Genomic DNA, 23,307 nt, shown 5'->3' on the forward strand with positions numbered 1-23,307 from the left:
GCAGCGTCGTTCGTCAGGCGTGGTTGGCCGCGGCCGGCCGGTTCGCCGCCTCGCTGCGCGCCAGTTCGAACAGCGGGAAGAACGCCTCCGGCTCCTGCGCGCCGGCAAGGGCGTAGTGCCGGTCGAAGATGAAGCACGGCACGCCGTTGATCCCGCTTTCGTATGCGAATCGGGTCTCGGCCAGCACATCGGTCAGGCCGTCGCTGGTTTCGAGGAACGCTGCTACCTCGCCGCGAGACAGGCCGATCGCCTCCGCGATGTCGGCCAACCGATCAATGTCGCCCAGATCAACGCCTTCGGTGAAGTAGGCAGTAAACATCCGTTCGACCAGCGGATCGCCGTGCCCGCGCTCGCTGGCCCAGCGGATCAGGCGGTGGGCGCGGACGGTGTTGGGCGTCTGCTTGATCAGGTCGAAGCGGAAGTCGATGCCCTCGCGCTCGCCGTTCTGGCGGATCGTTTCGTAGATCTGGCCGGCTCGTTCGGAGCCACCGAACTTGGCTTCCAGGTACAAGTGCCGGGCCATTCCCTGGATCGGCATGTCGGGGTTGAGCTGGAAGGCTCGCCAGCAGATCTCAAGATCGTCCTGCGGCCGCTCGCGCAGCGCACGCTCCAGCCGGCGCTTGCCGATGAAGCACCACGGACAGATGACGTCGGAGAAAATATCAATACGCATCGCACAGACCGTAGCGCGGACACGCCCCATAGCTCAACCCAGTCCCGCTTGACGATCGCGCGAGGGCGAGAAACCCTAGGCTGCGTCGCTCTGCGCCGACTCATTGGAAGCATCGCCCATGACCAACTCGATCTTCGACCGGGACCTGCCACGCGGGCGGGCCAACCACGCGGCCCTGACCCCGCTGGATTTTCTGGACCGGGCCGCGACCACCTACCCGGACAGGGTCGCGATCGTCCATGGCGAGCACCGCTGGACCTACGCGCAGAAATATCAGCGGGCCCGCCGATTGGCGTCGGCGCTGGCCGCCCGTGGCATCGGCGTCGGCGACACGGTGTCGGTCCTGCTGCCCAATACGCCGGCGATGCTGGAGGTCCACTACGGCGTTCCGATGTCCGGCGCGGTACTGAACGCGATCAACACCCGGCTGGATGCGCCGACGATCGCCTTCATCCTGGACCACGCCGAGTCCAAGCTCGTCATCGTCGACCGGGAGTTCACCGCCGTCATGGCGGAGGCGGTCGCCGCGAGCCGCAGCAAGCCGCCGGTGATCTGGGTGGACGATCCTCTGGCCGAGCACGGGGATCCGCTCGGCGAGGCCGAGTACGAGGAGTTGCTGGCCACGGGCGATCCGGACTTTGCCTGGGCCCGGCCCGCCGACGAGTGGCAGGCCATTGCCCTGAACTACACCAGCGGCACGACCGGAAACCCCAAGGGCGTGGTGTTCCATCACCGCGGCGCGTTCCTGAATGCCTCGGGCAACGCCATCGCCTTCGGCCTGGACCGGGCGACCCGGTACCTGTGGACTCTGCCGATGTTCCACTGCAACGGCTGGACCTTCACCTGGGCGGTGACGGCGGTGTGCGGGACCCATGTGTGCCTGCGCAAGGTCGACCCGGCGCTGATCTTTCCGTCGATCGCCGACAACCTGGTCAGCCACATGTGCGGGGCGCCGATCGTCCTGACCATGCTGATCCACGCTCCCGAAACGGTCCGGCGGCGCTTCGATCACACGGTCTCGATCGCCACGGGCGGTGCGGCGCCACCGAGTGCGGTGATCGCCGGGATGGAGCGAATGGGCTTCAAGGTCACGCACCTGTACGGACTGACCGAGACCTATGGGCCGTCGACGATCTGCGCATGGCCGCCGGAATGGGATGCCCTGGAGCCGGACGCCAAGGCCCGCAAGATGGCGCGCCAGGGCGTTCAGTACCCGACAATCGAAGGCATGCGAGTGGTGGACACCGAGACCGGCCGGGACGTGCCAATGGACGGCCAGACCATCGGCGAGTTGTGGTTGCGCGGAAACACGGTGATGAAGGGGTATCTGAAGAATCCGAAGGCGACCGGCGAAGCCCTGGCCGAAGGCTGGTTCCACACCGGCGATCTGGCCGTCCTGCACCCCGACGGCTATGCCGAGGTGAAGGACCGCTCCAAGGACATCATCATCTCCGGGGGCGAGAACATCTCATCGCTGGAGGTCGAGGACGTGCTGTTCCGGCACCCGAGCATCATGGAGGCGGCGGTAGTCGCCCGCTCAGACGAACGCTGGGGCGAGACGCCCTGCGCGTTCGTCACGGTCAAGCCGGGGGCGTCGCTGACTGCTGAGGAAGTGATGGCCTATTGCCGGGAGAACATGGCGCGCTTCAAGGCGCCGAAGACCGTGGTGTTCGGCGAATTGCCGAAGACCTCGACCGGAAAGATCCAGAAATTCGTGCTGCGGGAGCGGGCCGAGGCGCTGTGATCCGGCGTGTGTCGGTCAGGGGTGGCCGACGAGATCGTCCAATTCCGCGAAGTCCGGTAGTTCCGCGTTGATCGCCTGGCCTCGGCGGATCACCACCCGATCGCTCTGCGGCCGCGCGATCAACTCGTCGAACCGCCGGGCCGAGAACAGGATCAGGTCCGCCGGCGCACCGACTGCGATGCGGCCGGCATCGATGCCCATGGCGGTAGCCGGAGTCCGGGTTACAGCTGCCGGCCAGGGGTCGATCGGCCGGTCGAGATGCCCGATCCTTACTGCGGTCCGGAACACCTCGATCAGGTCGAGGTCGCCGTACGCATAGAACGGGTCGCGGGTGTTGTCGCTGGCGATCGTCACCGCGGCGCCATGGCCTGCCAGTTCCAGCAGCGGTGCCACCCCACGCTGGCGTGGGCTGCGTCCGGGCACGCGGTTCTGCAGGAACAGATTGCACAGAGGCAAAGACACCACCGCCACGCCGAGATCGGCGATCCGCGCCATGCTGTGCTGCGCGTCCGCATCCGCGCGAGTCGACAGGCTGCACAGATGGCCGAGCGTCACCGGCCCGGCGAATCCCGTGCGTTCGATGGAGTCGAGGATCCGGTCGACCGCAGTGACCGATGGGTCGAGGGTCTCGTCGACATGCATGTCGACCGCCAGACCACGCACTGCCGCCAGGGTGAGTACCCGGTCGAGCAGGGCCTCGGCGTTCGGGTCCTCGTACGCGACCACACCGAGAACACCGTCATACGCGGCCACCATATCGGCAATCCGGCGGGCGTAATCGACATCCGAATAATGCGAAATCGGGACCAGCGCTGCCGGTTGGATGGCAATTCGTCCAATCCAGGTCTCGCGCACCGGCGCCAGCGCCCGCCATGACCGTTCCGGGTCGTCCTGGGCCGTGTCCAGGTGGGTGCGCAGCGCGACCGTGCCGTGGACGTAGGCACAGCGCAGGGCGAAGTCCATCCGTCGCTGAATGTCGGTCTGGGACCACCGGCTGGTTCGATCAGGCGGGACCGCTGCCAGGGCACCGGCAAAGTCGGCCGTCGGATTCGGTGCCCTCGGCAGAATGTGGCCTTTGTCGAGATGGGTGTGCAGGTCGACGAGGCCCGGCCAGACCTGCCGGCCGGCCCGGTCGATCACCGCGAGGTCTCCCCGGACGGTGCCGGGTGGCGCGATGGCCTCGACCCGGCCGTCGTTGATCACCAGATCGCAGCGCGTCAGTCCGTCCGGGTTCGTCGCAAGTTCGATCGAAGCAGGGGCATCAAGCAGCACCGTTGGCACTGCCGCATTGGCCAACACCCAGTGCCCGGTCTTCGGAACCGCGGTGCGCCCATCAGTCATCGGTCGGTGTCGCGCTTTCGTGCCAACGCCGCAGAACCAGGTGCTGCAACAGGGTGAAGGCCAGGAAGATCGCAATCCCGGTCAGGGAGATCAAGAGAAGGGCAGCGAACATCCGCGGGATCTCCAGCCGGTAGCCGGATTCCAGGATCCGGTACGCAAGGCCTGACGAGGAGCCGGCGGACCCAGCGGCAAACTCCGCTACGATGGCTCCGATCAGGGCCAGTCCACCGGCGATCCGAAGGCCTGCCAGAAAATAGGGCATCGCCGACGGCAGCCGCAGGTACCGCAGGGTCTGCCAGCGGGTCGCGCCGTACAGCTTGTAGAGCGCCAGCAGGTTGCGGTCGGCGGAGTTCAGGCCGAGCGTGGTGTTCGACAGGATGGGGAAGAACGCGACGATCCAAGCGCAGATCAGCAGGGCGGCGTGCACGTTGTCGACATAGATCAGGATCAGCGGTGCGATCGCGATCACCGGCGTTACCTGCAGGACCACGGCGTATGGGAAGAAGCTCAGTTCCACCCATTTCGACTGTGTGAACAGAATCGCCAGCAGCAGCCCGCCGAAGGTCGCCACTGCCAGGGCAAGCACCGTTATCTCGATCGTCACCAGCAGTGACGGCCAAAGTGTCCCCCAGTCGTTCACCAGGCTGTCAAGAACCAGCGCCGGCCCGGGCAGGATGTATGGTGGGATGTCGTTGATCCGCACGACCAGATCCCAGGCCGACAGGGCGATCAGGCCGACGACCAGGGGCGCGAGGATCCGGGCGGTCCGCTCCCGACGCCGCGCGTCGCGTGCCGCTGCCAGCCGCTGTTCGGCGTCCTGGGCTTCGGCGGCGGCGTCGATGCGGATCACGCCGGCGCTCCCATGGCCCGGTGGAGGATGGCGCTGGTCGCCTGGCAAGCCGCAGCATAGCGGGGATCGGTTCGGAACGCCTCGGTTCGCGGGTAGGGAACGTCGACGCTGATCTCCTCGGCAACGCGACCGGGGCGTGGCGTCATCACCGCGATCCGGGATGCGAGATAGACACTCTCGAACACGCTGTGGGTGACGAAGACCACGGTCCAGCCGTGCTCCTGCTGGAGACGCAACAGGTCGTCGTTCAGCTTGAAGCGGGTGATCTCGTCAAGCGCCGCGAATGGCTCGTCCATCAGCAGCAGGCGTGGGTGGGTGACCAGGGCACGGGCAATGGAAACCCGCATCTTCATGCCGCCCGACAGTTGGCGCGGATAGGCCGTTTCGAACCCGTCAAGGCCGACCCCGGCTAGCGCCCCGCACACCTGTTGGCGCGCAGCGGCTCGCGACAGTCCGGCGAGCCGCAGCGGTAGCCAGACATTGTCAAATGCCGTCGCCCAGGGCATCAGCGTGGGCTCCTGGAATACATACGCGACATCGTGGTGCCAGGCCTCGGCCGACGGGCCGGTGGCCGCCGCCACCTGCAGCTGGCCGGAATCGGCGGGCATCAATCCAGCGATCAACCGCAGGACGGTGCTTTTCCCGCAACCCGACGGACCGAGCAGGCTAACGAACTCGCCTTCCTGCACGTCGAGGTTCAGATCGTCCAGCGCGACGACCCCGTTGCCGAATGCCTTGCGGACGCCGGCAAGGCTGATCAGGGACCGGGCGCTGCTCGGAGTGGTCATTGCTTGGCGAGCAGTTCCCGTTTCCGCTCCAGCCCGACGCCCTTGTTGACGAACTGCAGCGTGTAGCCGCGATCCAGCGGAAGGTCCTGGCTGTAAGGCCCGACATCAACCGCGAAGGTGAAGAACGAGAGCCAGCGATCGTCGGTCATGGCGTTGACGCCAAGGGTGAGGGCATCCCCGGAATCGGCGATCCCGTACTCGTTCATCTTGGCCCGGGAATAGGTAAGCTGCGCGTCGGAGATGTCCGGGTTGTCGATCTTGATCAGGGCGTTCGCGGCGCTTGGATCGCCGTACAGGTAGTTGACCCACCCGATCGCCGTGGCGTCCACGAAGCGTTGCACGAGGTCGGGATTCTCTTCGACCAGTTTCCATGACGTGTCGATGGTCGTCGAATAGCTGCGATAGCCGTGGTCGGCCAGTAGGAAGACGCGCGGGCTGAAGCGGGCCGCCTGCTCGACGGCGAACGGCTCCGATGTCACGTAGCCCTGCTGCCCCCAGCTCTTGTTGGCGATGAACGGAGCTGGATTGAAGGTGTATGGCCTGATCTGCTCGTCGGTGAACCCATAGGCATTCTTCAGCCATGCCCAGAAGGTGATTTGGCCCTCCTTGCTGATCAGCACGGTAGCGCCTTTCAGGTCCTCGAGCTTCTGGTACGGCGAATCCGGATGCACCATCAGGATCTGCGGGTCTTTCTGGAAGTTCGCCGCGACCGTGACCATCGGCACCTTGTTGGCCAGATAGTTGAAGGTGCCGAACATGTTGCCGCCCATGTTGAAGTCGAGCTTGCCGGCAGCCAGCAACTGCGGGTGGTTGATGTTCGGACCACCCTGCCGAATGGTCACGCTGAGGCCGTAGCGCTCGTAGGTGCCGTCGGCGACCGCCTGATAGTAGCCGCCATGTTCGGCCTGGGCCTTCCAGTTGGTGCCGAAGGTGACGGCGTCGAGAGCCGCGGCTGGTGCGGTGGCGAGGATCATCACGACGGCCGACGCCACCAGCCGCACAGCCCAGCGTCCCAGGGTCAACATGGTCATCGGCATCCTCCGTGTTGTCGGCCGATCGGAGACATAGACGTCAGCGTATCGGGACCTGCTGCGGTGCACAATCGGCGCGAGCGGCTCGGGCCTCTTGATGTCCGGTTCGCCGGCCGTTATCTAGCGGGCCTTCACGTCAGGGATATCACCGCTATGGGCTCGCTCGCCGAGGAGGTGGCCCGGCGCCGGACTTTCGCGATCATCTCGCACCCGGATGCCGGCAAGACCACGCTGACCGAGAAGCTGCTGCTGTTCGGGGGAGCGATCCAGCTTGCCGGCGCGGTGAAGGCGCGCGGACAAGCGCGGCGTGCACGCTCGGACTGGATGAAGGTCGAGCAGGAGCGTGGCATTTCCGTCGCGTCATCGGTGATGACCTACGAGTTCCAGGGCAAGACCTTCAACCTGCTGGACACCCCGGGTCACGAAGACTTCTCGGAAGACACCTACCGCACCCTGACCGCGGTCGACTCCGCGGTGATGGTTATCGACGCCGCCAAAGGCATTGAGGAACAGACCCGCAAGCTGTTCGAAGTTTGCCGCCTGCGTGACGTGCCGATCGTCACGTTCATCAACAAGCTGGACCGTGAGACCCGCGATCCGTTCGAACTCCTGGACGAGATCGAACAGACCCTGGCGCTCGACGTTTCCCCGGCCAGTTGGCCGATCGGGACCGGGCAGCGCTTCAAGGGTTGCTATGACCTGCTGCGCGACCAGTTGATCCTGGTCGCCCGTGGCAACCACGACCGTCCGGCCGAGGGCATCCAGTGCCGTGGTCTCGACGACCCCAAGCTCGACGAGTTGCTGCCGGCCGACCAGGTTCGGGAGTTGCGCGATCAGGTCGAGATGGTGCGTGGTCTGTGCCCGGAATTCGATCTGGAGGCGTTTCGCTACGGGACCATGACGCCGGTGTTCTTTGGCAGTGCCTTGAACAATTTCGGGGTCCGGGAACTGCTGCAGGGAGTGGCGGAATACGCTCCGTCGCCGCGGCCGCAGCCGGCGGTCGAACGCCCAATCCTGCCGGACGAGACCAAGGTGTCGGCGTTCGTTTTCAAGATCCAGGCGAACATGGACCCCAAGCATCGCGACCGTATTGCGTTCGTGCGTCTCAGCTCTGGTCACTTCAAGCGCGGCATGAAGCTGAAGCACATCCGCAGCGGCAAGCAGATGACCATGCACAACCCGGTGCTGTTCCTGGCCCGGGACCGCGAGGTTGCGGACGAGGCCTGGCCCGGCGACATCATCGGTATTCCGAACCATGGCAACCTGCGCATCGGTGACACGCTGACCGAAGGCGAGGAACTGCACGTCACCGGAATCCCGAGTTTCGCACCCGAGCTTCTGCAACGCGTCCGTCCGACTGATCCGATGAAAATGAAACACTTATCGAGGGCAGTTGAGCAACTGGCTGAAGAAGGTGCGGCCAAGGCCTTCAAGACCCGGCTGGGCAGCCAATGGATCGTCGGAGTGGTCGGAGCCTTGCAGTTCGAGGTGCTGGCCGACCGGATCCGCACTGAGTACGACGTGCCGGTGACGTTCGAGACCGCCGGGCTGTACACCGCGCGGTGGGTCGCCGGCGACGATGACGGTGTGGAGTTGAAGCGGTTCGTCGACGCCCACCAGGGCGATCTGGCGGAAGATCACGACGGTGACTGGGTGTTCCTGGCCCGCAACGCCTGGCATTTGAAGCATACCGCCGATACCTGGCCGAAGCTCCGGTTCATGGCGACCAAGCAGCAACAGATCTGAGTCGATCATCGGACAGTGCGAATCTGTCACAGAATCGTCGATTGCCGGATCGATTTCGGCGCGGCAAAGTCCGGCCATGACTGATACAGCCGCGCCCGCAAGCCTGATCGACCGCACGCTGCGCAACCTCCGGTCTGCCTGGACCGGGTTGTCGGACTCCACCCGGTACTACCTGTCGGGCGCGCCGCGCCCGGATCTGCCGGGTGACGACCTCGCCAAGATGCGTCTGCAGATGACCGACTGCCTTGAGGCGAAAGGCGGCGAGGTGTCGGCGCGCGCCCGCGCAGCCGAGCTCGGACGGTCCTACCTCGCGTTGAATGCCACCGGGCGTCGCCGATTCCTGACGCTGCTGGCCGAGGAGTTCGGCCCGGATCGCACCGAGGTCTCGCTGGCTATCGAGGCGCTTCACGCGGCGCGCTCGGAAGACGAGCGCCGACGCAGCGAGCGGCGGTTGCGCGATGCGCTGGTCCCGCATTGGCGACGGCTGCTGATGCGCTTCAACGCGCTGCCGGAAGGGGTGAAGTTTCTGGTCGACCTGAGGGCGGAACTGGTTCCGATGGCGAAGGATTCGCCGGAATTGACCGACCTGGACGCCGACCTGCGCGAGTTGCTGGCGGCGTGGTTCGACGTCGGGTTGCTGGAACTGCGCCAGATCACCTGGGACGCTCCGGCGGCGCTGCTTGAGAAGCTGATCGCCTACGAGGCGGTCCACAAGATCCGATCATGGGAGGATCTGAAGAATCGGCTGGATTCGGATCGGCGGTGTTTCGCTTACTTTCACCCGAACATGCCGCAGGAGCCGCTGATTTTCGTGGAGGTGGCGCTGGTCGACGGCATGTCCGCCGGGGTCGAGGCATTGCTCGACGAAGACGCGCCGCGGACCGATCCCCGTGCGGCCAATACGGCGATCTTCTACTCGATATCCAATGCGCAGCGCGGTTTGGCCGGGATCAGTTTTGGGAACTTCCTCATCAAGCGCGTTGTCGATGTGCTGGAGCACGAGTTTCCGAACCTGAAGACCTTCGCCACCCTGTCGCCGATTCCGGGCTTCGCCGCGTGGTACGCGAGTGCGGTTGAAGACGGGCAGGGCCCGTCGCTGACCTCGCCTGAGCGCCGGGCGCTGCTAGCAGCGCTCGGTCTGGAGGATGACGACAGCGGCGATTCGGACCTGGTGGGGCGTGCCCTGGCGGTTGATGGCTGGTGGCGGACTGCCGCGCTGTCCGATGCCCTGAAAGCACCGATGATGCGGATGGCTGCCCGCTACCTGCTGACGGCCAAGCGATCGAACGGCACGGCCCGCGACCCTGTGGCCCATTTCCACCTGTCGAACGGCGCTCGGATGGAGCGCCTGAACTGGCTGGGCGACCCATCGCCCAACGGTCTCCGCCAGTCGTCCGGAATGATGATCAACTACCTCTATAAGCTGAGCGCAATCGACGACAACCACGAAGCCTACTCGGACGGCGCTCTGATCGCCTCGTCCTCGGCGATGCGCGCGCTGGTCCGCGGTTGAGACCGGTGTGGCGGAGCGGGTGCCGCCCGGTTGACGCGGGATGCGAGGTCATATAGCAGTGCGCCTCCTGACGTAGGGCGCGCAACGCTCGGCGCGGGTGTGGTGGAATTGGTAGACACGCTGGATTTAGGTTCCAGTGGCGCAAGCCTTGGGGGTTCGAGTCCCTCCACCCGCACCAGGGCGTCGATCGGACCGCGACCGCGGGCCCTTGATCGACCGGATGTGTTCCTTGCAAGTCAATGAGACCCTCAACGAGGGACTGAAGCGCGAATTTACCATCGTCGTTCCGGCATCGGAGATTGATGCCGAACTGAACGGGCGGCTGGCCGAACTCGCTCCGCAGATGAGCCTGCCGGGCTTCCGGCCCGGCAAGGTGCCGCCGGCGCTCCTGCGCGCCCGCTACGGCGACTCCCTGCTTGGGGAGATCCTTGAGAAGGCGGTCAATACCAACACCGAAATGGCGATGAACGAGCGTGGCCTGCGCCCCGCCGTCCAGCCAAAGGTCGAGATCACCGCCTACGACAAGGGCAAGGATCTCGAGTACACGGTCTCGATTGAGCTCATGCCGGAGATCGATCCGATCGATTTCGCGTCGCTGTCGGTGGAGCGCACCATCGCCAAGGTGGACGACAAGGCCGTGACCGAAGCGCTGGAGCGTATGGCCGCCCAGCAGAAGGACAGCGAGCCGGTTGCCGACAAGCGCGGCGCGGCCGAGGGCGACGTGGTCGTCATCGATTTCGAAGGCAAGATCGACGGCACGCCGTTCGACGGCGGTGCCGCCCAAGATCATCACCTGGAACTCGGATCCAACTCGTTCATCCCGGGCTTCGAGGGTCAACTGGTTGGTGCCGAGGTCGGTGAGAGCCGCGACGTAACGGTTTCGTTCCCCGACGACTATCAGGCGGCGCACCTTGCCGGCAAGGAAGCGGTGTTCTCGGTTACCGTCAAGGAACTGCGGGCGCCGAAGCCGGTGTCGATCGACGACGCGCTGGCGCAGCGCTTCGGCCTTGATAGCCTGGACGCATTGCGCGATGCGGTACGGGAGCAGATGCAGGGCGAATTCGCGGAAGCTGCGCGGGCCAAGACCAAGCGTTCGCTGCTCGACGCCCTGGCCGACCGCCACAGCTTCGCGGTTCCGGCCGGCATGCTGGAGGAAGAGTACCGCGGCATCGTTCACCAGGTCGTCGCCCATGGCGAAGGTGCCGAGCACAAGCATGATGACGACGGCCACGAGGGTCACGACCACGAGGGCCACGACCATCACGATCACTCCGGCCATCCTTCCGAGGACGAGAAGATCTCCGAGGAAGAGCGCGCGGAGTACCGGCAGATCGCCGAGCGGCGGGTCCGCCTTGGCTTGCTGCTTTCCGAGGTCGGCCGGGTGAACAACATCCAGGTGACCGACGACGAGGTGACCAACGCCATCCGCTCGCAGGCGGCACGCTTCCCGGGCCAGGAAAAGTTCGTGTTCGAGTACTACCAGAAGAACCCGCAGGCGTTGGCCCAGGTCCGCGCGCCGCTGTTCGAGGACAAGGTCGTCGATTTCATCCTTGAGATGGCGACCGTCACCGACAAGGAAGTGACGCCGGAACAGCTGTTCGCCGACGACGAAGCGGACGCTGCCGAGGCGGATGACGCGGCGGCGTCGACCAAGACCAAGAAGAAGGCGTCGGATACCAAAGCCAAGGCGGCCGCGAAGCCGAAGAAGGCCAAGGCCGCGAAGAGCAAGAAGGAGGAGGACGCTCCGGAGTGAGCGTCCGCCACTTTCAGGATGGGCTGGCAGACCGGCCCGTCACGCCCCATATTGGGCGAGCTATTCCAAAGGGATTCGCTTTCCGCGGCCCCCGACACCAGGACGAAGGTACGGCATCGATGGCCAACCCGGTCGACATCTACATGAACACCCTGGTTCCGATGGTGGTCGAGCAGACCAACCGCGGCGAGCGGTCCTACGACATCTACTCACGACTGCTGAAGGAGCGGATCATCTTCGTGATGGGGCCGATCAACGATGCGGTCGCCAGTGTCGTGTGCGCGCAGCTGCTGTTCCTGGAGGCCGAGAATCCCACCAAGGACATCGCCATGTACATCAATTCCCCGGGTGGCATCGTCACCTCGGGAATGGCGATGTACGACACCATGGAATACGTCCGCCCGGAGATCTCGACGGTCTGCATGGGGCACGCCGCGTCGATGGGCTCGCTGCTGCTGACGGCCGGCACCGCTGGCAAGCGCTACTGCCTGCCGAACGCCAAGGTGATGATCCACCAGCCCTCGGGCGGTTTCCAGGGCCAGGCGTCCGACATCGAGATTCATGCCCGCGAGATCATCAAGACCCGTGAGCGGCTGAACCAGATCTACGTTAAGCATTCGGGCCGCTCGATCGACGAGATCGAGAAGGGCATGGACCGCGACAACTTCATGACGGCCGACGAAGCCAAGGCGTTCGGGCTGATCGACGAGGTCATCGCCAAGCGTCCGGCGCCCGTCGAAACCGACAAGCCCGGCGGATGAGGGCGTCGTACAGCGCGCCAAATTCTGCCATTGTGCGCCCGGTTAACGATTTTTTACCGAGTGCCGTGGTCTTTTCGCATTGTCGCCCCGGAAACCGGGCGGCTAACATGAAGCCGGTGGATCAGACGACCAGGACCGAGGAATCATGAGCAAGTCCGGTAGCGGCAGCGGGGGCGATTCAAAGAACACCCTCTACTGCTCGTTCTGCGGGAAGAGCCAGCACGAGGTCCGCAAGCTCATCGCAGGGCCGACGGTTTTTATCTGCGACGAGTGTGTTGAACTCTGCATGGACATCATCCGTGAAGAGCACAAAACCACCCTGGTGAAGTCGCGCGACGGTGTGCCGACTCCCGGTGACATCTGTCAGGTGCTGGACGATTACGTCATCGGCCAGCTCAAGGCGAAGCGCATCCTGTCTGTGGCGGTGCACAACCACTACAAGCGGCTCGCCCACGGCCAGAAGAACAACGATGTCGAGTTGGCCAAGTCCAACATCCTGCTGATCGGCCCGACCGGCTGCGGCAAGACGTTGCTGGCCCAGACCCTGGCGCGCATCATCGACGTTCCGTTCACGATGGCCGACGCCACGACGCTGACCGAAGCGGGCTATGTCGGCGAGGATGTAGAGAACATCATCCTGAAGCTGCTCCAGGCCGCTGATTACAATGTCGAGCGGGCACAGCGCGGCATCGTCTACATCGATGAGGTCGACAAGATCAGCCGCAAGTCGGACAACCCGTCTATCACCCGCGATGTATCGGGCGAGGGTGTCCAGCAGGCGTTGCTGAAGATCATGGAGGGCACGGTTGCCAGCGTTCCGCCCCAGGGCGGCCGCAAGCACCCGCAGCAGGAGTTCCTGCAGGTCGACACCACGAACATCCTGTTCATCTGCGGTGGTGCGTTCTCCGGGCTGGAGAAGATCATCTCCAACCGGTCCCGGGGGTCGTCGATCGGCTTCGGCGCGGACGTGCGGGCACCGGACGACCGTCGCACCGGCGAGATCCTGCGCGAGGTCGAGCCTGAGGATCTGCTGAAATTCGGCCTGATCCCGGAGTTCGTCGGTCGTCTTCCGGTCCTGGCGACGCTTGAGGATCTGGAAGAGGACGCATTGGTCGATATCCTGACCAAGCCGAAGAACGCGCTGGTCAAGCAGTATCAGCGGCTGTTCGAGATGGAGGATGTGCGTCTGGAGTTCCGTGACGCCGCGCGGCGCGCCATCGCCCGCAAGGCGATCGACCGGAAGACCGGTGCGCGCGGACTGCGATCGATCATGGAAAACATCCTGCTGGACCCGATGTATGATCTGCCGCAGCTGGACGGCGTGGACGAGATCATCATCAACGGCGATGTGGTGAACCAGGGCGCGAAACCCATCATGGTTCATTCCGAGCGCCGCGAGGACGCCAGCACCGGAGCTTGAACGTTTCGGCCTTGATTGGCGAAGGGCCGGGCGCCACTTAACAGGCGTGCGCAGGGTCCCATCCCCCGCCCTGCGTGACACAATTTCGATTTCGATGTTGGGGGAGGCGCTTAGTTGAGGCCAAAAGACGTGACCCTTGCTTCCCAGGTTTTCCCTGTTCTGCCGCTGCGGGACATCGTCGTCTTTCCGCACATGATCGTGCCGCTGTTCGTCGGGCGGGACAAATCGGTGCGGGCTCTCGAAGACGTCATGAAGGATGACAAGCAGATCCTGCTGGTCACCCAGAAGAATGCCGGTGACGATGATCCGGCCGCAGAAGAGATCTTTACCGTCGGCACGATCGGCACGGTCCTGCAAATGCTGAAGTTGCCGGACGGCACCGTCAAGGTGCTGGTCGAGGGCGGCCGTCGTGCCCGCATCACGCGCTACACGGCAACCGATTCATTCTTCGAGGCGGAAGCCGAAGAGATCGATGAGGATGCCGGCGACCGCCAGGAGGTCGAGGCGTTGTCGCGCGCGGTGATCGCTCAGTTCGAACAGTACATCAAGCTCAACAAGAAGATCCCGCCGGAGGTTCTGGTCTCGGTCAATCAGATCGAGGAGCCTGCCAAGCTGGCCGACACCATCGCATCTCATCTGGCGCTTAAGATCGCCGACAAGCAGGATCTGCTGGAGACCGCGGGTGTGGTTGCCCGTCTGGAGCGGGTGTACGGCTTCATGGAGGGCGAGATCGGCGTCCTGCAGGTCGAGAAGCGCATCCGCAATCGCGTGAAGCGCCAGATGGAGAAGACCCAGCGCGAGTACTACCTCAACGAGCAGATGAAGGCGATCCAGAAGGAGCTCGGCGAGGGTGATGACGGCCGCGACGACCTCCAGGAACTCGAAGAGCAGATCGCCAAGACCAAGCTCTCCAAGGAAGCCCGCGAGAAGGCCCTGCAGGAGCTCAAGAAGCTCCGCAACATGAGCCCGATGTCGGCCGAGTCCACGGTGGTGCGCAACTACCTGGACTGGCTGCTGCAGATCCCGTGGAAGAAGCGTTCGAAGATCAAGAAGGACCTCAAGCAGGCCGAGTTAGTGCTGAACGCCGACCACTACGGCCTTGAGAAGGTCAAGGAACGGATCGTCGAGTATCTCGCGGTGCAGACCCGGATCGGCAAGCTGAAAGGCCCGATTTTGTGCCTGGTCGGCCCGCCGGGCGTCGGCAAGACCTCGCTCGGCAAATCGGTCGCCCGGGCGACCGGCCGGAATTTTGTCCGGATGTCGCTCGGCGGCGTGCGTGACGAGGCCGAGATCCGCGGCCACCGCCGGACCTACATCGGCGCCCTGCCTGGCAAGATCGTCCAGGGAATGAAGAAGGCCAAGACCTCGAATCCGCTGTTCCTGCTGGATGAGATCGACAAGCTCGGCCAGGACTACCGCGGCGATCCGTCGTCGGCGCTGCTTGAGGTTCTGGATCCGGAACAGAACAATTCGTTCCAGGACCACTACCTGGAAGTTGATTACGACCTGTCCGATGTGATGTTCGTGACGACCGCCAACACCCTGCGGATGCCGCAACCGTTGCTGGATCGCATGGAGATCATCCGACTGTCGGGCTACACCGAGGACGAGAAGGTCGAAATCGCCCAGCGCCACCTGATCGTGAAGCAGATCAAGGAGCATGGCCTGAAGGACGGCGAGTGGTCGATCTCGGAAGAAGCGCTGCGTGATGTGATCCGCTACTACACCCGCGAGGCGGGGGTGCGGAATCTGGAGCGCGAGCTGGCGAACCTGACGCGAAAGGCGGTCAAGGAGATCTTGAGCACCGGGCGCGCCAAGGTCGCGGTGACCCGGCGCAACCTCGAGAACTACGCCGGCGTGCGGAAGTACCGCTACGGCGAGGTCGAGGAAGTCGACATGGTCGGTGTCACGACCGGTCTCGCCTGGACCGAGGTGGGCGGGGAACTCCTGTCCATCGAAGCGGTCACCGTCCCCGGCAAGGGCAAGGTCATCACAACCGGCAAGCTCGGTGACGTGATGAAGGAATCGGTGCAGGCCGCTGAATCCTATGTGAAATCACGCTGCTACACCTTTGGGATTGAGCCGAAGCTGTTCGAGGAGCGTGACATCCACGTGCACGTCCCGGAGGGAGCGACGCCGAAGGACGGCCCGTCGGCAGGCGTTGCCATGGTGACGTCGATCGTGTCCGTGCTGACCGGAATACCCGTGCGGCGTGATATTGCGATGACCGGCGAGGTCACGTTGCGCGGCCGAATTCTGCCGATCGGCGGCCTGAAGGAGAAGCTGCTGGCTGCGCTGCGCGGCGGTCTGAAGCTGGTCCTGATTCCGAAGGACAATGAGAAGGATCTGGCCGAGATTCCGGACAACGTGAAGAAGGGTCTCAAGATCATCCCCGTCTCGGTCGTCGACGAGGTGATCGTGCATGCCCTGACGAATCAGCCGGTTCCGATCGACCCCGCATCGCTGACTGACAAGGCAAAGGATATCGAATCGCTGAAGCCGGGTGCAAAAAGCGATGTCGTTGAAGGTGTTATCACCCACTGACCGGGTTTTTCCGGGCTGGAAGGCAGGCGGCCGCACCATTGGGTTGGTGCGGCCGTTCTTATTACGGCCGTTAGGCGGATTCGGAGTCGAATTCGAGCCGAAAGCCGCAGAAAACCTTGCGAAATGATCGTCAGGACGATTGACGGCTGATGAGCCGAGGATTTAAAGTCCACCTCGTTGCGTCGTTCGAGCGATGCGCGCAGATATTGTGTCGCCACATTGGGGGGCTAAAGTGAACAAGAACGAGCTCGTTGCTGCGGTCGCTGACTCGACCGGACTTTCCAAGGCCGATTCAGGCAAGGCTGTCGATGCGGTGTTCGATGAGATCACCGGGCAGCTCAAAAAGGGCGGTGATGTCCGCCTCGTTGGTTTCGGAACATTCTCGGTGGCGTCCCGCGCTGCCAGCGAAGGCCGCAATCCGCGCACTGGGGAGAAGATCGCAATCCCCGCGTCCAAGCAGCCAAAGTTCAAGCCAGGCAAGGGTCTCAAGGACTCCGTCAACTGAGTTTGACTGTCATATTTCAGCAGACGCCGGCATCCTTGATGCCGGCGTCTTGCATTTGGCCCCTCTGGTGTGGAATGAGATGGGCTGGTCGCACCTCGGTGCGTTGGGGACGAGTCCCCTGAAAGGGCGGTTAGCTCAGCTGGAAGAGCGAGCGGTTTACACCCGCTAGGTCGGCGGTTCGAACCCGTCACCGCCCACCACCTCCACGGCCCCGCCTAGATCACATGACCCCGCAGTACCGCGTAGGTGTACATCGTCTGCAGTTCGCCACGAATCGCGGGGCTGATTCGACCGTCGCGAATCGCGCCGGCGTGGCGCCTGATGTCGCGCTTTGCGTCCGGAGAGACATTCGCACTCGCCATAATGTACCGGAACATGATCGCCGGTGTGGCCTTGTCGATCGGCGGCGGGCTGCCATCCGTGCCGTTATCGTCGTCCGCGGCGAGATCTTCGGCAGCACTGGCGCGGACCGGCATCAGACGTCGCGGCAGTATGATATCGGTCCAGTCGAGCCCGTAGCTGTTCAGCACGCGGCTGGCGGCTGCAACCGCATTCAGAACCTCGCCGTCGTTGTCGCTTGCCATCAGCGCAACCAGCTTGACCAGCCGCTCGTAGTCGTGGGCCGTCATCTGATCCAAGCGTCGGTTCCTCCAGGTTTTTCCGCGTCAAGCCCGCCGTCCTTTGCAGTGTAGCGGACAGATCGTTCGCGGCGAAGATGGTGCGCTTGACACGCCTCCGGGGAGTGGCTACACAACGCGCCTCGACGCACCCGGCCGAGCCGCCGGGATCGCCTTCGAGGGGGTGTAGCTCAGTTGGTTAGAGCGCTGGCCTGTCACGCCAGAGGCCGCGGGTTCAAGTCCCGTCACTCCCGCCACTTCCTCTTGACTTCCGGGTATGGGGGCCTCGCGACTGACCGTCGCAGGTCGCTTATCCGTGCGCTGCGACATGGACTTCAATAGTGTGCGGTGCTGTGGCTTAGCCTTGTTCTCGCGGTGTGCAGCGCACTATAGTGCCGCCTCAATCGCGGTGGACCCGTGGGGGGACGCCTTGCCGCCGAAGCCTGAGTATCGGGGAGAGCGCCGATGAACGAGTTGCTGTCGGAATACCTGCCGATCCTCGTGTTCCTGGCGGTGGCCGTGGGCCTTGCAGTGGCGATGGTCGTGGCATCCTTCGTGGTCGGTACCCAGCGACCGGATTCCGAGAAGCTGTCGGCGTATGAATGCGGATTCGAGGCGTTCGACGATTCGCGCCGGCAGTTCGACGTGCGTTTCTACCTCGTGGCCATCCTGTTCATCATCTTTGATCTGGAAGTGGCGTTCCTGTTCCCCTGGGCTATTTCGCTTGGCGACATCGGTCTGTTCGGGTTCTGGTCGATGGTGGTGTTCCTTGGGGTTCTGACCATCGGCTTCATCTACGAGTGGAAGAAGGGAGCCCTGGAATGGGAGTGATCAACGCCGAGCGTCCGGTCCCCGCCGGCGCCGACCAGGATGCGATCCTGTCGGCTGTCAGCGACGAGATCCGCGAGAAGGGCTTCGTGATCGCGCAGGCCGACAAGCTGTTCAACTGGGCACGCTGCGGTTCGCTCTGGCCGATGACCTTCGGCCTAGCCTGCTGCGCGGTCGAGATGATGCACACCGCGGCCAGCCGCTATGACCTCGACCGATTCGGACTGGTATTCCGGCCGAGCCCTCGGCAGTCCGACGTGATGATCGTGGCGGGTACCCTGACCAACAAGATGGCGCCGGCGCTTCGCAAGGTGTACGACCAGATGGCCGAGCCGCGCTGGGTGATCTCGATGGGATCCTGCGCGAACGGCGGGGGGTACTATCACTATTCGTACTCGGTGGTACGCGGCTGCGACCGGATCGTTCCGGTCGACATCTACGTGCCGGGCTGTCCGCCCACCGCCGAGGCGTTGCTGTACGGGGTGCTGCAGTTGCAGCGCAAGATCAAGCGAACCGCTACGATCGCGCGCTGACGCGAAACCGGGTGTTGTTCTGACACGGAGGTCAGCGAGCTCATGGCGACAGCCATGTCTTCCGAAGCCATTAGCGCCTTGAGGGATCTGGCCGCTCACATCGAGAGCCAGCTCGATCAGGACGTGTCCGATGTGACGCTGATCCAGGGCGAGCTGTGCCTGCGGTGCCGCCCATCCTCGGTGATCAAGGTGCTGACGTTCCTGCGCGACGACAGTCAGTGCCAGTTCAAGGCCTTGATGGACATCTGCGGCGTCGACCATCCGCAGCGCGAGCAGCGCTTCGACGTGGTCTACAATCTGCTGTCGATCCGGCAGAACACCCGGGTGCGGCTGAAGGTCGCGACCGACGAGAGCACGCCGGTCCCTTCAGCGACCGGGTTGTTCAGTTCGGCAGGTTGGATGGAGCGCGAGAGCTGGGATCTGTTCGGAATCTACTTCTCGGAGCACCCGGATCTACGGCGGCTGCTGACGGACTACGGTTTCGAAGGCCATCCCCTGCGCAAGGACTTCCCGCTGACCGGCTATGTCGAGGTTCGCTACGACGATGCCCAGAAACGCGTGGTCTACGAGCCGGTCAAGCTGACCCAGGACTTCCGGAACTTCGACTTCCTCAGTCCTTGGGAGGGGGCCCGTGCTGCGCTGCCGGGTGACGAGAAGGCCGATCAGACTGCAGAGGATCAGGGCTGATGGCCGAGACGCAGATCAAGCCGCTCACCATGAACTTCGGGCCGCAGCATCCCGCGGCTCACGGGGTGTTGCGCCTGGTGCTGGAGATGGACGGCGAGGTGGTCGAGCGGGCGGACCCGCACATCGGGCTGCTGCACCGCGGCACCGAGAAGCTGATCGAGTACAAGACCTACCTGCAGGCCGTGCCGTATTTCGATCGGCTCGACTACGTCGCGCCGATGAACCAGGAGCATGCCTTCGCCCTGGCGGTTGAGAAGCTGCTGCGCCTGGAGGTGCCGAAGCGTGGCCAGTACATCCGGGTGCTGTACGCCGAGATCGGCCGGGTGCTGAATCACCTGCTGAACCTGACGACCTTCGCGCTCGACGTCGGCGCCATGACGCCGCTGCTGTGGGGGTTCGAGGAGCGCGAGAAGCTGATGGGCTTCTATGAGCGTGTCTCCGGCGCCCGCCTGCACGCGGCGTATTTCCGGCCGGGCGGGGTGCATCAGGACCTGCCGGCCGGTTTGCTGGAGGACATCAAGGCCTGGGCCGAGCAGTTTCCGAAGTTCGTCGACGACATGGAATCGCTGCTGACCGAAAACCGGATCTTCAAGCAGCGCACCGTCGACATCGGCGTGGTTTCCCGTCAGGAGGCTCTGGACCACGGATTCTCCGGGCCGGTGCTGCGCGGCTCCGGCGTGCCATGGGATCTGCGGGTCGCGCAGCCCTATGACGCCTACGCCGAGATGGATTTCGACGTCCCGGTCGGCAAGACCGGTGACTGCTACGCGCGCTATCTGGTGCGGGTCGAGGAACTGCGGCAGTCGCTGCGGATCATCGACCAGTGCATCGAGCGCATGCCCGATGGACCGGTGAAGAGCGACGACCGCAAGATCACCTCGCCGAAGCGCGGCGAGATGAAGCAGTCGATGGAAGCGCTGATCCACCACTTCAAGCTCTACACCGAGGGCTACCATGTGCCGGCCGGGGAGACCTACACGGCTGTCGAAGCCCCGAAAGGCGAGTTTGCGGTGTTCCTGGTGTCCGACGGCAGCAACAAGCCGTACCGGTGCAAGATCCGGGCGCCAGGCTTCGCGTTTCTGGCGGCGACCGATTTCCTGACGAAGGGGCACATGCTGGCGGATACCGTGGCGATCATCGGCTCGCTCGACATCGTGTTCGGGGAGATCGACCGATGAGCAGCAAGCCGATTGCCGACGACAAGGATCAACCGGCCTCGTTCACCTGGACGGCGGCAAGCGAGAAGCAGATCGCGGCCATCCTGGCGAAATATCCCGCGGGCCGGCAGGCGAGCGCAGTGTTGCCGTTGCTCGACCTGGCCCAGCGGCAACATGACAACTGGATCCCGCTGGCCGCCATCGATGCGATCGCGGCGCGCCTCGACATGGCCCGTATCCGCGTGCTCGAGGTCGCGACGTTCTACACGATGTACAATCTGGCGCCGGTCGGTAAGTGGTTCCTGCAGGCATGCACGACCACTCCCTGCTGGCTGCGCGGGTCCGACCAGATGATGCGCTGCATCAAGGACAAGCTGGGCCTGGACAACCACGGCCGGACCGCCGACGGGCAGTTCTCGCTGCTGGAGGTCGAATGCCTTGGCGCGTGCGTCAACGCGCCGATCCTGCAGGTGAATGACGACTTCTATGAGGACATGGACTACGAGACCACGGCGACGCTGATCGACGCGCTGAAGCGTGGCGAGCCGCCGGTTGTCGGGTCGATGAAGGGGCGTCAGACATCGCAGTCGATCGCCGGGCCGACATCTCTGGAATCCTTGAAGAAATCCGATGGTGTACCGGTATGGTTCGCCGGGCAGAAGGCCGCCGCCGCGGGTGGAGACGACTGATGCTGAAGGACGACGATCGGATCTTCACCAACGTCTACGGCTGGTTCGACTGGGGCCTGGACGGCGCGCGCAAGCGTGGTGACTGGTCGAACACCAAGGCGCTGCTCGCGCAGACGCCCGAGGAACTCGTCGAGGCCGTGAAGGCCTCCGGGCTTCGCGGGCGTGGCGGTGCCGGTTTTCCGACCGGACTCAAATGGTCCTTCATGCCGAAAGAGGTGAAGGAGAAGCCGCACTATCTGGTGGTCAACGCAGACGAGTCGGAGCCCGGCACCTGCAAGGACCGTGACATCCTGCGCCATGAGCCGCACAAGCTGATCGAAGGCTGCCTGATCGGCGGCTATGCGATGCGTGCCAAGGCCGCCTACATCTACATCCGAGGCGAGTTCTACAACGAGGCGCAGAACCTCCAGGCGGCGATCGACCAGGCCTATGACGCCGGCCTGATCGGCAAGAACGCCTGCGGCTCCGGATACGACTTCGACGTGTTCCTGCACCGCGGGGCCGGCGCCTACATCTGCGGCGAAGAGACCGCGCTGCTGGAATCCCTGGAAGGGAAGAAGGGCCAACCGCGCCTGAAGCCGCCCTTTCCGGCGGGCGTCGGCCTGTACGGTTGCCCGACCACGGTCAACAACGTCGAGTCGATCGCTGTCGTGCCGACCATCCTGCGGCGCGGGCCGGAGTGGTTCGCCGCGCTCGGACGTCCGAAGAACTCCGGCACCAAGCTGTTCTGCATCTCCGGCCACGTGAACAACCCGTGCAACGTGGAAGAAGAACTTGGGATTCCGCTGCGTGAGTTGATCGACAAGCACGCCGGCGGCGTCATCGGCGGGTGGGACAACCTGCTCGGCGTGATCCCGGGCGGCTCGTCGGTGCCGGTGCTGCCTAAGTCGATCTGCGACGACGTTCTGATGGATTTCGATTCGCTGCGTGAAGTCCGCTCGGGCCTCGGCACGGCGGCGGTCATCGTGATGAACCAGTCGACAGACATCGTGAAGGCGATTGCCCGGCTGAGCGCGTTCTACAAGCATGAAAGCTGCGGCCAGTGCACGCCGTGCCGGGAAGGTACCGGTTGGATGTGGCGGGTGATGGAGCGCATGGTGCGCGGCGAGGCCGATGTCGACGAGATCGACGTTCTCGAAGAGGTTTCCCGGCAGATCGAAGGCCATACGATCTGTGCGCTGGGCGATGCCGCGGCATGGCCGGTGCAGGGGCTGATCCGGCACTTCCGCCCCGAGATGGAACGCCGTATCGCGGCATACAAGGCCGGCCAGCCGGTATTGCCGACCGCCCAGGCGGCCGAGTGATGAGCGTGCGGCACAGGGACGACGAGAGGACAGCATGCCGAAACTGACGGTCGACGGGATCGAGGTAGAGGTACCGGCGGGATCGACGGTGCTGCAGGCCTGTGAGGCTGCCGGAGCCGAGGTTCCGCGGTTCTGCTACCACGACCGGCTTTCGGTCGCCGGCAACTGCCGGATGTGCCTGGTTGAGATGGAGAAGGCGCCGAAGCCGGTGGCCTCCTGCGCGTTTCCGGCTGGCGACGGCATGGTCGTGCACACCAAGTCCGATCTGGCCCGCAAGGCTCAGAAGGGCACGATGGAATTCCTGCTCATCAACCATCCGCTGGATTGCCCGATTTGCGACCAGGGCGGCGAATGCGATCTGCAGGACCAGGCGATGGCCTACGGTTTCGATCACTCGCGGTTCAAGGAGAACAAGCGGGCGGTCGCGGACAAATATCTCGGCCCGCTGATCGAAACCCACATGACCCGCTGCATCCACTGCACCCGGTGCATCCGCTTTTCGACAGAGGTCGCAGGCGTCGAGGTTCTCGGCGCGACGGGCCGCGGCGAAAACATGGAAGTCGGCACCTATGTCGAAAAGGCTATCGCGTCCGAGCTCTCGGCCAACATCATCGATCTCTGCCCGGTCGGTGCGCTGACGTCCAAGCCCTATGCGTTCGAAGCGCGTCCTTGGGAACTGACCAAGACCGAGTCGGTCGACGTGATGGACGCGGTCGGTAGCAATATCCGCGTCGATACGCGCGGCCGCGAAGTCATGCGGGTGTTGCCGATCCTGAACGAGGACGTGAACGAAGAATGGATATCGGACAAGACCCGTTATGCC

The 23,307-nt window shown here is 64.1% G+C and carries 21 protein-coding genes and 3 tRNA genes; 18 read left to right on the forward strand and 6 right to left on the reverse strand.

What is annotated here, in order from left to right:
* Positions 1-13 precede the first annotated feature (13 nt).
* Positions 14-673 (reverse strand): DsbA family oxidoreductase, encoded by a 660-nt coding sequence (locus RIC54_RS26900; protein WP_350094624.1) that lies wholly within the window; start codon positions 671-673, stop codon positions 14-16.
* A gap of 118 nt (positions 674-791) precedes the next feature.
* On the opposite strand from RIC54_RS26900, the gene RIC54_RS26905 reads away from it, so the two are divergent.
* Positions 792-2,417, forward strand: a complete 1,626-nt coding sequence (locus tag RIC54_RS26905) for an acyl-CoA synthetase (RefSeq protein ID WP_350094627.1) — start codon at positions 792-794, stop codon at positions 2,415-2,417.
* Between the two features lie 15 nt (positions 2,418-2,432).
* On the opposite strand, the gene RIC54_RS26910 is transcribed toward RIC54_RS26905, so the two are convergent.
* From RIC54_RS26910 to RIC54_RS26925, 4 genes are read right to left on the reverse strand one after another with little or no spacing between them, the layout of a single operon-like run.
* Complete coding sequence (locus RIC54_RS26910; protein WP_350094630.1) at positions 2,433-3,758, reverse strand: cytosine deaminase; 1,326 nt, start codon at positions 3,756-3,758, stop codon at positions 2,433-2,435.
* Complete coding sequence (locus RIC54_RS26915; protein ID WP_350094636.1) at positions 3,751-4,608, reverse strand: ABC transporter permease; 858 nt, start codon at positions 4,606-4,608, stop codon at positions 3,751-3,753. Before RIC54_RS26915 ends, RIC54_RS26910 begins: the two co-directional genes overlap by 8 nt.
* Positions 4,605-5,396 carry an ABC transporter ATP-binding protein gene (locus RIC54_RS26920; RefSeq protein WP_350094639.1) on the reverse strand — a complete coding sequence of 264 codons (792 nt, stop codon included), beginning with the start codon at positions 5,394-5,396 and terminating at the stop codon, positions 4,605-4,607. The genes RIC54_RS26915 and RIC54_RS26920 overlap by 4 nt, the downstream gene beginning before the upstream one ends.
* On the reverse strand, positions 5,393-6,427 hold the full coding sequence (locus RIC54_RS26925) for an ABC transporter substrate-binding protein (RefSeq protein ID WP_350094642.1): 1,035 nt from the start codon (positions 6,425-6,427) through the stop codon (positions 5,393-5,395). The genes RIC54_RS26920 and RIC54_RS26925 overlap by 4 nt, the downstream gene beginning before the upstream one ends.
* Positions 6,428-6,580: 153 nt before the next feature.
* On the opposite strand from RIC54_RS26925, the gene RIC54_RS26930 reads away from it, so the two are divergent.
* The 9 genes from RIC54_RS26930 to RIC54_RS26970 all read left to right on the forward strand — a co-directional run bounded on the left by RIC54_RS26930 (position 6,581) and on the right by RIC54_RS26970 (position 16,869).
* Positions 6,581-8,173 (forward strand): peptide chain release factor 3, encoded by a 1,593-nt coding sequence (locus tag RIC54_RS26930; RefSeq protein ID WP_350094645.1) that lies wholly within the window; start codon positions 6,581-6,583, stop codon positions 8,171-8,173.
* A 76-nt stretch (positions 8,174-8,249) separates the two neighbouring features.
* Positions 8,250-9,686, forward strand: coding sequence for a malonyl-CoA decarboxylase (locus RIC54_RS26935; RefSeq protein WP_350094648.1), 1,437 nt, complete (start codon positions 8,250-8,252; stop codon positions 9,684-9,686).
* Between the two features lie 93 nt (positions 9,687-9,779).
* A tRNA-Leu gene (locus RIC54_RS26940) sits at positions 9,780-9,864 on the forward strand.
* A 51-nt stretch (positions 9,865-9,915) separates the two neighbouring features.
* Positions 9,916-11,439, forward strand: a complete 1,524-nt coding sequence (tig, locus tag RIC54_RS26945) for a trigger factor (protein WP_350094651.1) — start codon at positions 9,916-9,918, stop codon at positions 11,437-11,439.
* A 119-nt stretch (positions 11,440-11,558) separates the two neighbouring features.
* Positions 11,559-12,200 (forward strand): ATP-dependent Clp endopeptidase proteolytic subunit ClpP, encoded by a 642-nt coding sequence (clpP, locus tag RIC54_RS26950; protein WP_350094654.1) that lies wholly within the window; start codon positions 11,559-11,561, stop codon positions 12,198-12,200.
* A gap of 145 nt (positions 12,201-12,345) precedes the next feature.
* Positions 12,346-13,620 (forward strand): ATP-dependent Clp protease ATP-binding subunit ClpX, encoded by a 1,275-nt coding sequence (gene clpX / locus RIC54_RS26955; RefSeq protein WP_350151604.1) that lies wholly within the window; start codon positions 12,346-12,348, stop codon positions 13,618-13,620.
* Positions 13,621-13,749: 129 nt separating this feature from the next.
* Positions 13,750-16,164, forward strand: a complete 2,415-nt coding sequence (gene lon, locus RIC54_RS26960) for an endopeptidase La (protein WP_350151606.1) — start codon at positions 13,750-13,752, stop codon at positions 16,162-16,164.
* A gap of 232 nt (positions 16,165-16,396) precedes the next feature.
* Entirely contained in the window at positions 16,397-16,669 is a 273-nt protein-coding gene (locus tag RIC54_RS26965) for an HU family DNA-binding protein (protein ID WP_007670147.1), read from the forward strand.
* 124 nt (positions 16,670-16,793) lie between these two features.
* Positions 16,794-16,869 (forward strand) — tRNA-Val (locus tag RIC54_RS26970).
* A gap of 15 nt (positions 16,870-16,884) precedes the next feature.
* Here RIC54_RS26970 and RIC54_RS26975 read toward each other — a convergent pair.
* A complete protein-coding gene (locus RIC54_RS26975) occupies positions 16,885-17,307 on the reverse strand; it encodes a hypothetical protein (protein WP_350094664.1) in 423 nt (140 codons plus the stop codon).
* Positions 17,308-17,466: 159 nt separating this feature from the next.
* Between RIC54_RS26975 and RIC54_RS26980 the strand changes: the two genes are divergently transcribed.
* The 8 genes from RIC54_RS26980 to nuoG form a co-directional block, all read left to right on the forward strand.
* Positions 17,467-17,543, forward strand: a tRNA-Asp gene (locus RIC54_RS26980).
* A 208-nt stretch (positions 17,544-17,751) separates the two neighbouring features.
* Entirely contained in the window at positions 17,752-18,117 is a 366-nt protein-coding gene (locus RIC54_RS26985; RefSeq protein ID WP_350094667.1) for an NADH-quinone oxidoreductase subunit A, read from the forward strand.
* On the forward strand, positions 18,108-18,647 hold the full coding sequence (locus RIC54_RS26990; protein ID WP_350094670.1) for a NuoB/complex I 20 kDa subunit family protein: 540 nt from the start codon (positions 18,108-18,110) through the stop codon (positions 18,645-18,647). The genes RIC54_RS26985 and RIC54_RS26990 overlap by 10 nt, the downstream gene beginning before the upstream one ends.
* A gap of 42 nt (positions 18,648-18,689) precedes the next feature.
* Positions 18,690-19,334: an NADH-quinone oxidoreductase subunit C gene (locus RIC54_RS26995; protein WP_350094673.1), complete on the forward strand. Its 645-nt coding sequence runs from the start codon at positions 18,690-18,692 to the stop codon at positions 19,332-19,334.
* Positions 19,334-20,512: an NADH-quinone oxidoreductase subunit D gene (locus RIC54_RS27000; protein WP_350094676.1), complete on the forward strand. Its 1,179-nt coding sequence runs from the start codon at positions 19,334-19,336 to the stop codon at positions 20,510-20,512. Before RIC54_RS26995 ends, RIC54_RS27000 begins: the two co-directional genes overlap by 1 nt.
* Positions 20,509-21,180, forward strand: a complete 672-nt coding sequence (locus tag RIC54_RS27005) for a complex I 24 kDa subunit family protein (RefSeq protein WP_350094679.1) — start codon at positions 20,509-20,511, stop codon at positions 21,178-21,180. Before RIC54_RS27000 ends, RIC54_RS27005 begins: the two co-directional genes overlap by 4 nt.
* Positions 21,180-22,484, forward strand: coding sequence for an NADH-quinone oxidoreductase subunit NuoF (gene nuoF / locus RIC54_RS27010; protein ID WP_350094682.1), 1,305 nt, complete (start codon positions 21,180-21,182; stop codon positions 22,482-22,484). The genes RIC54_RS27005 and nuoF overlap by 1 nt, the downstream gene beginning before the upstream one ends.
* A gap of 34 nt (positions 22,485-22,518) precedes the next feature.
* On the forward strand, positions 22,519-23,307 hold a 789-nt coding region (nuoG, locus tag RIC54_RS27015; protein WP_350151608.1), incomplete at its 3' end, for an NADH-quinone oxidoreductase subunit NuoG.

The organism is Thalassobaculum sp., assembly GCF_040219215.1.
Taxonomy (GTDB): domain Bacteria; phylum Pseudomonadota; class Alphaproteobacteria; order Thalassobaculales; family Thalassobaculaceae; genus Thalassobaculum_A.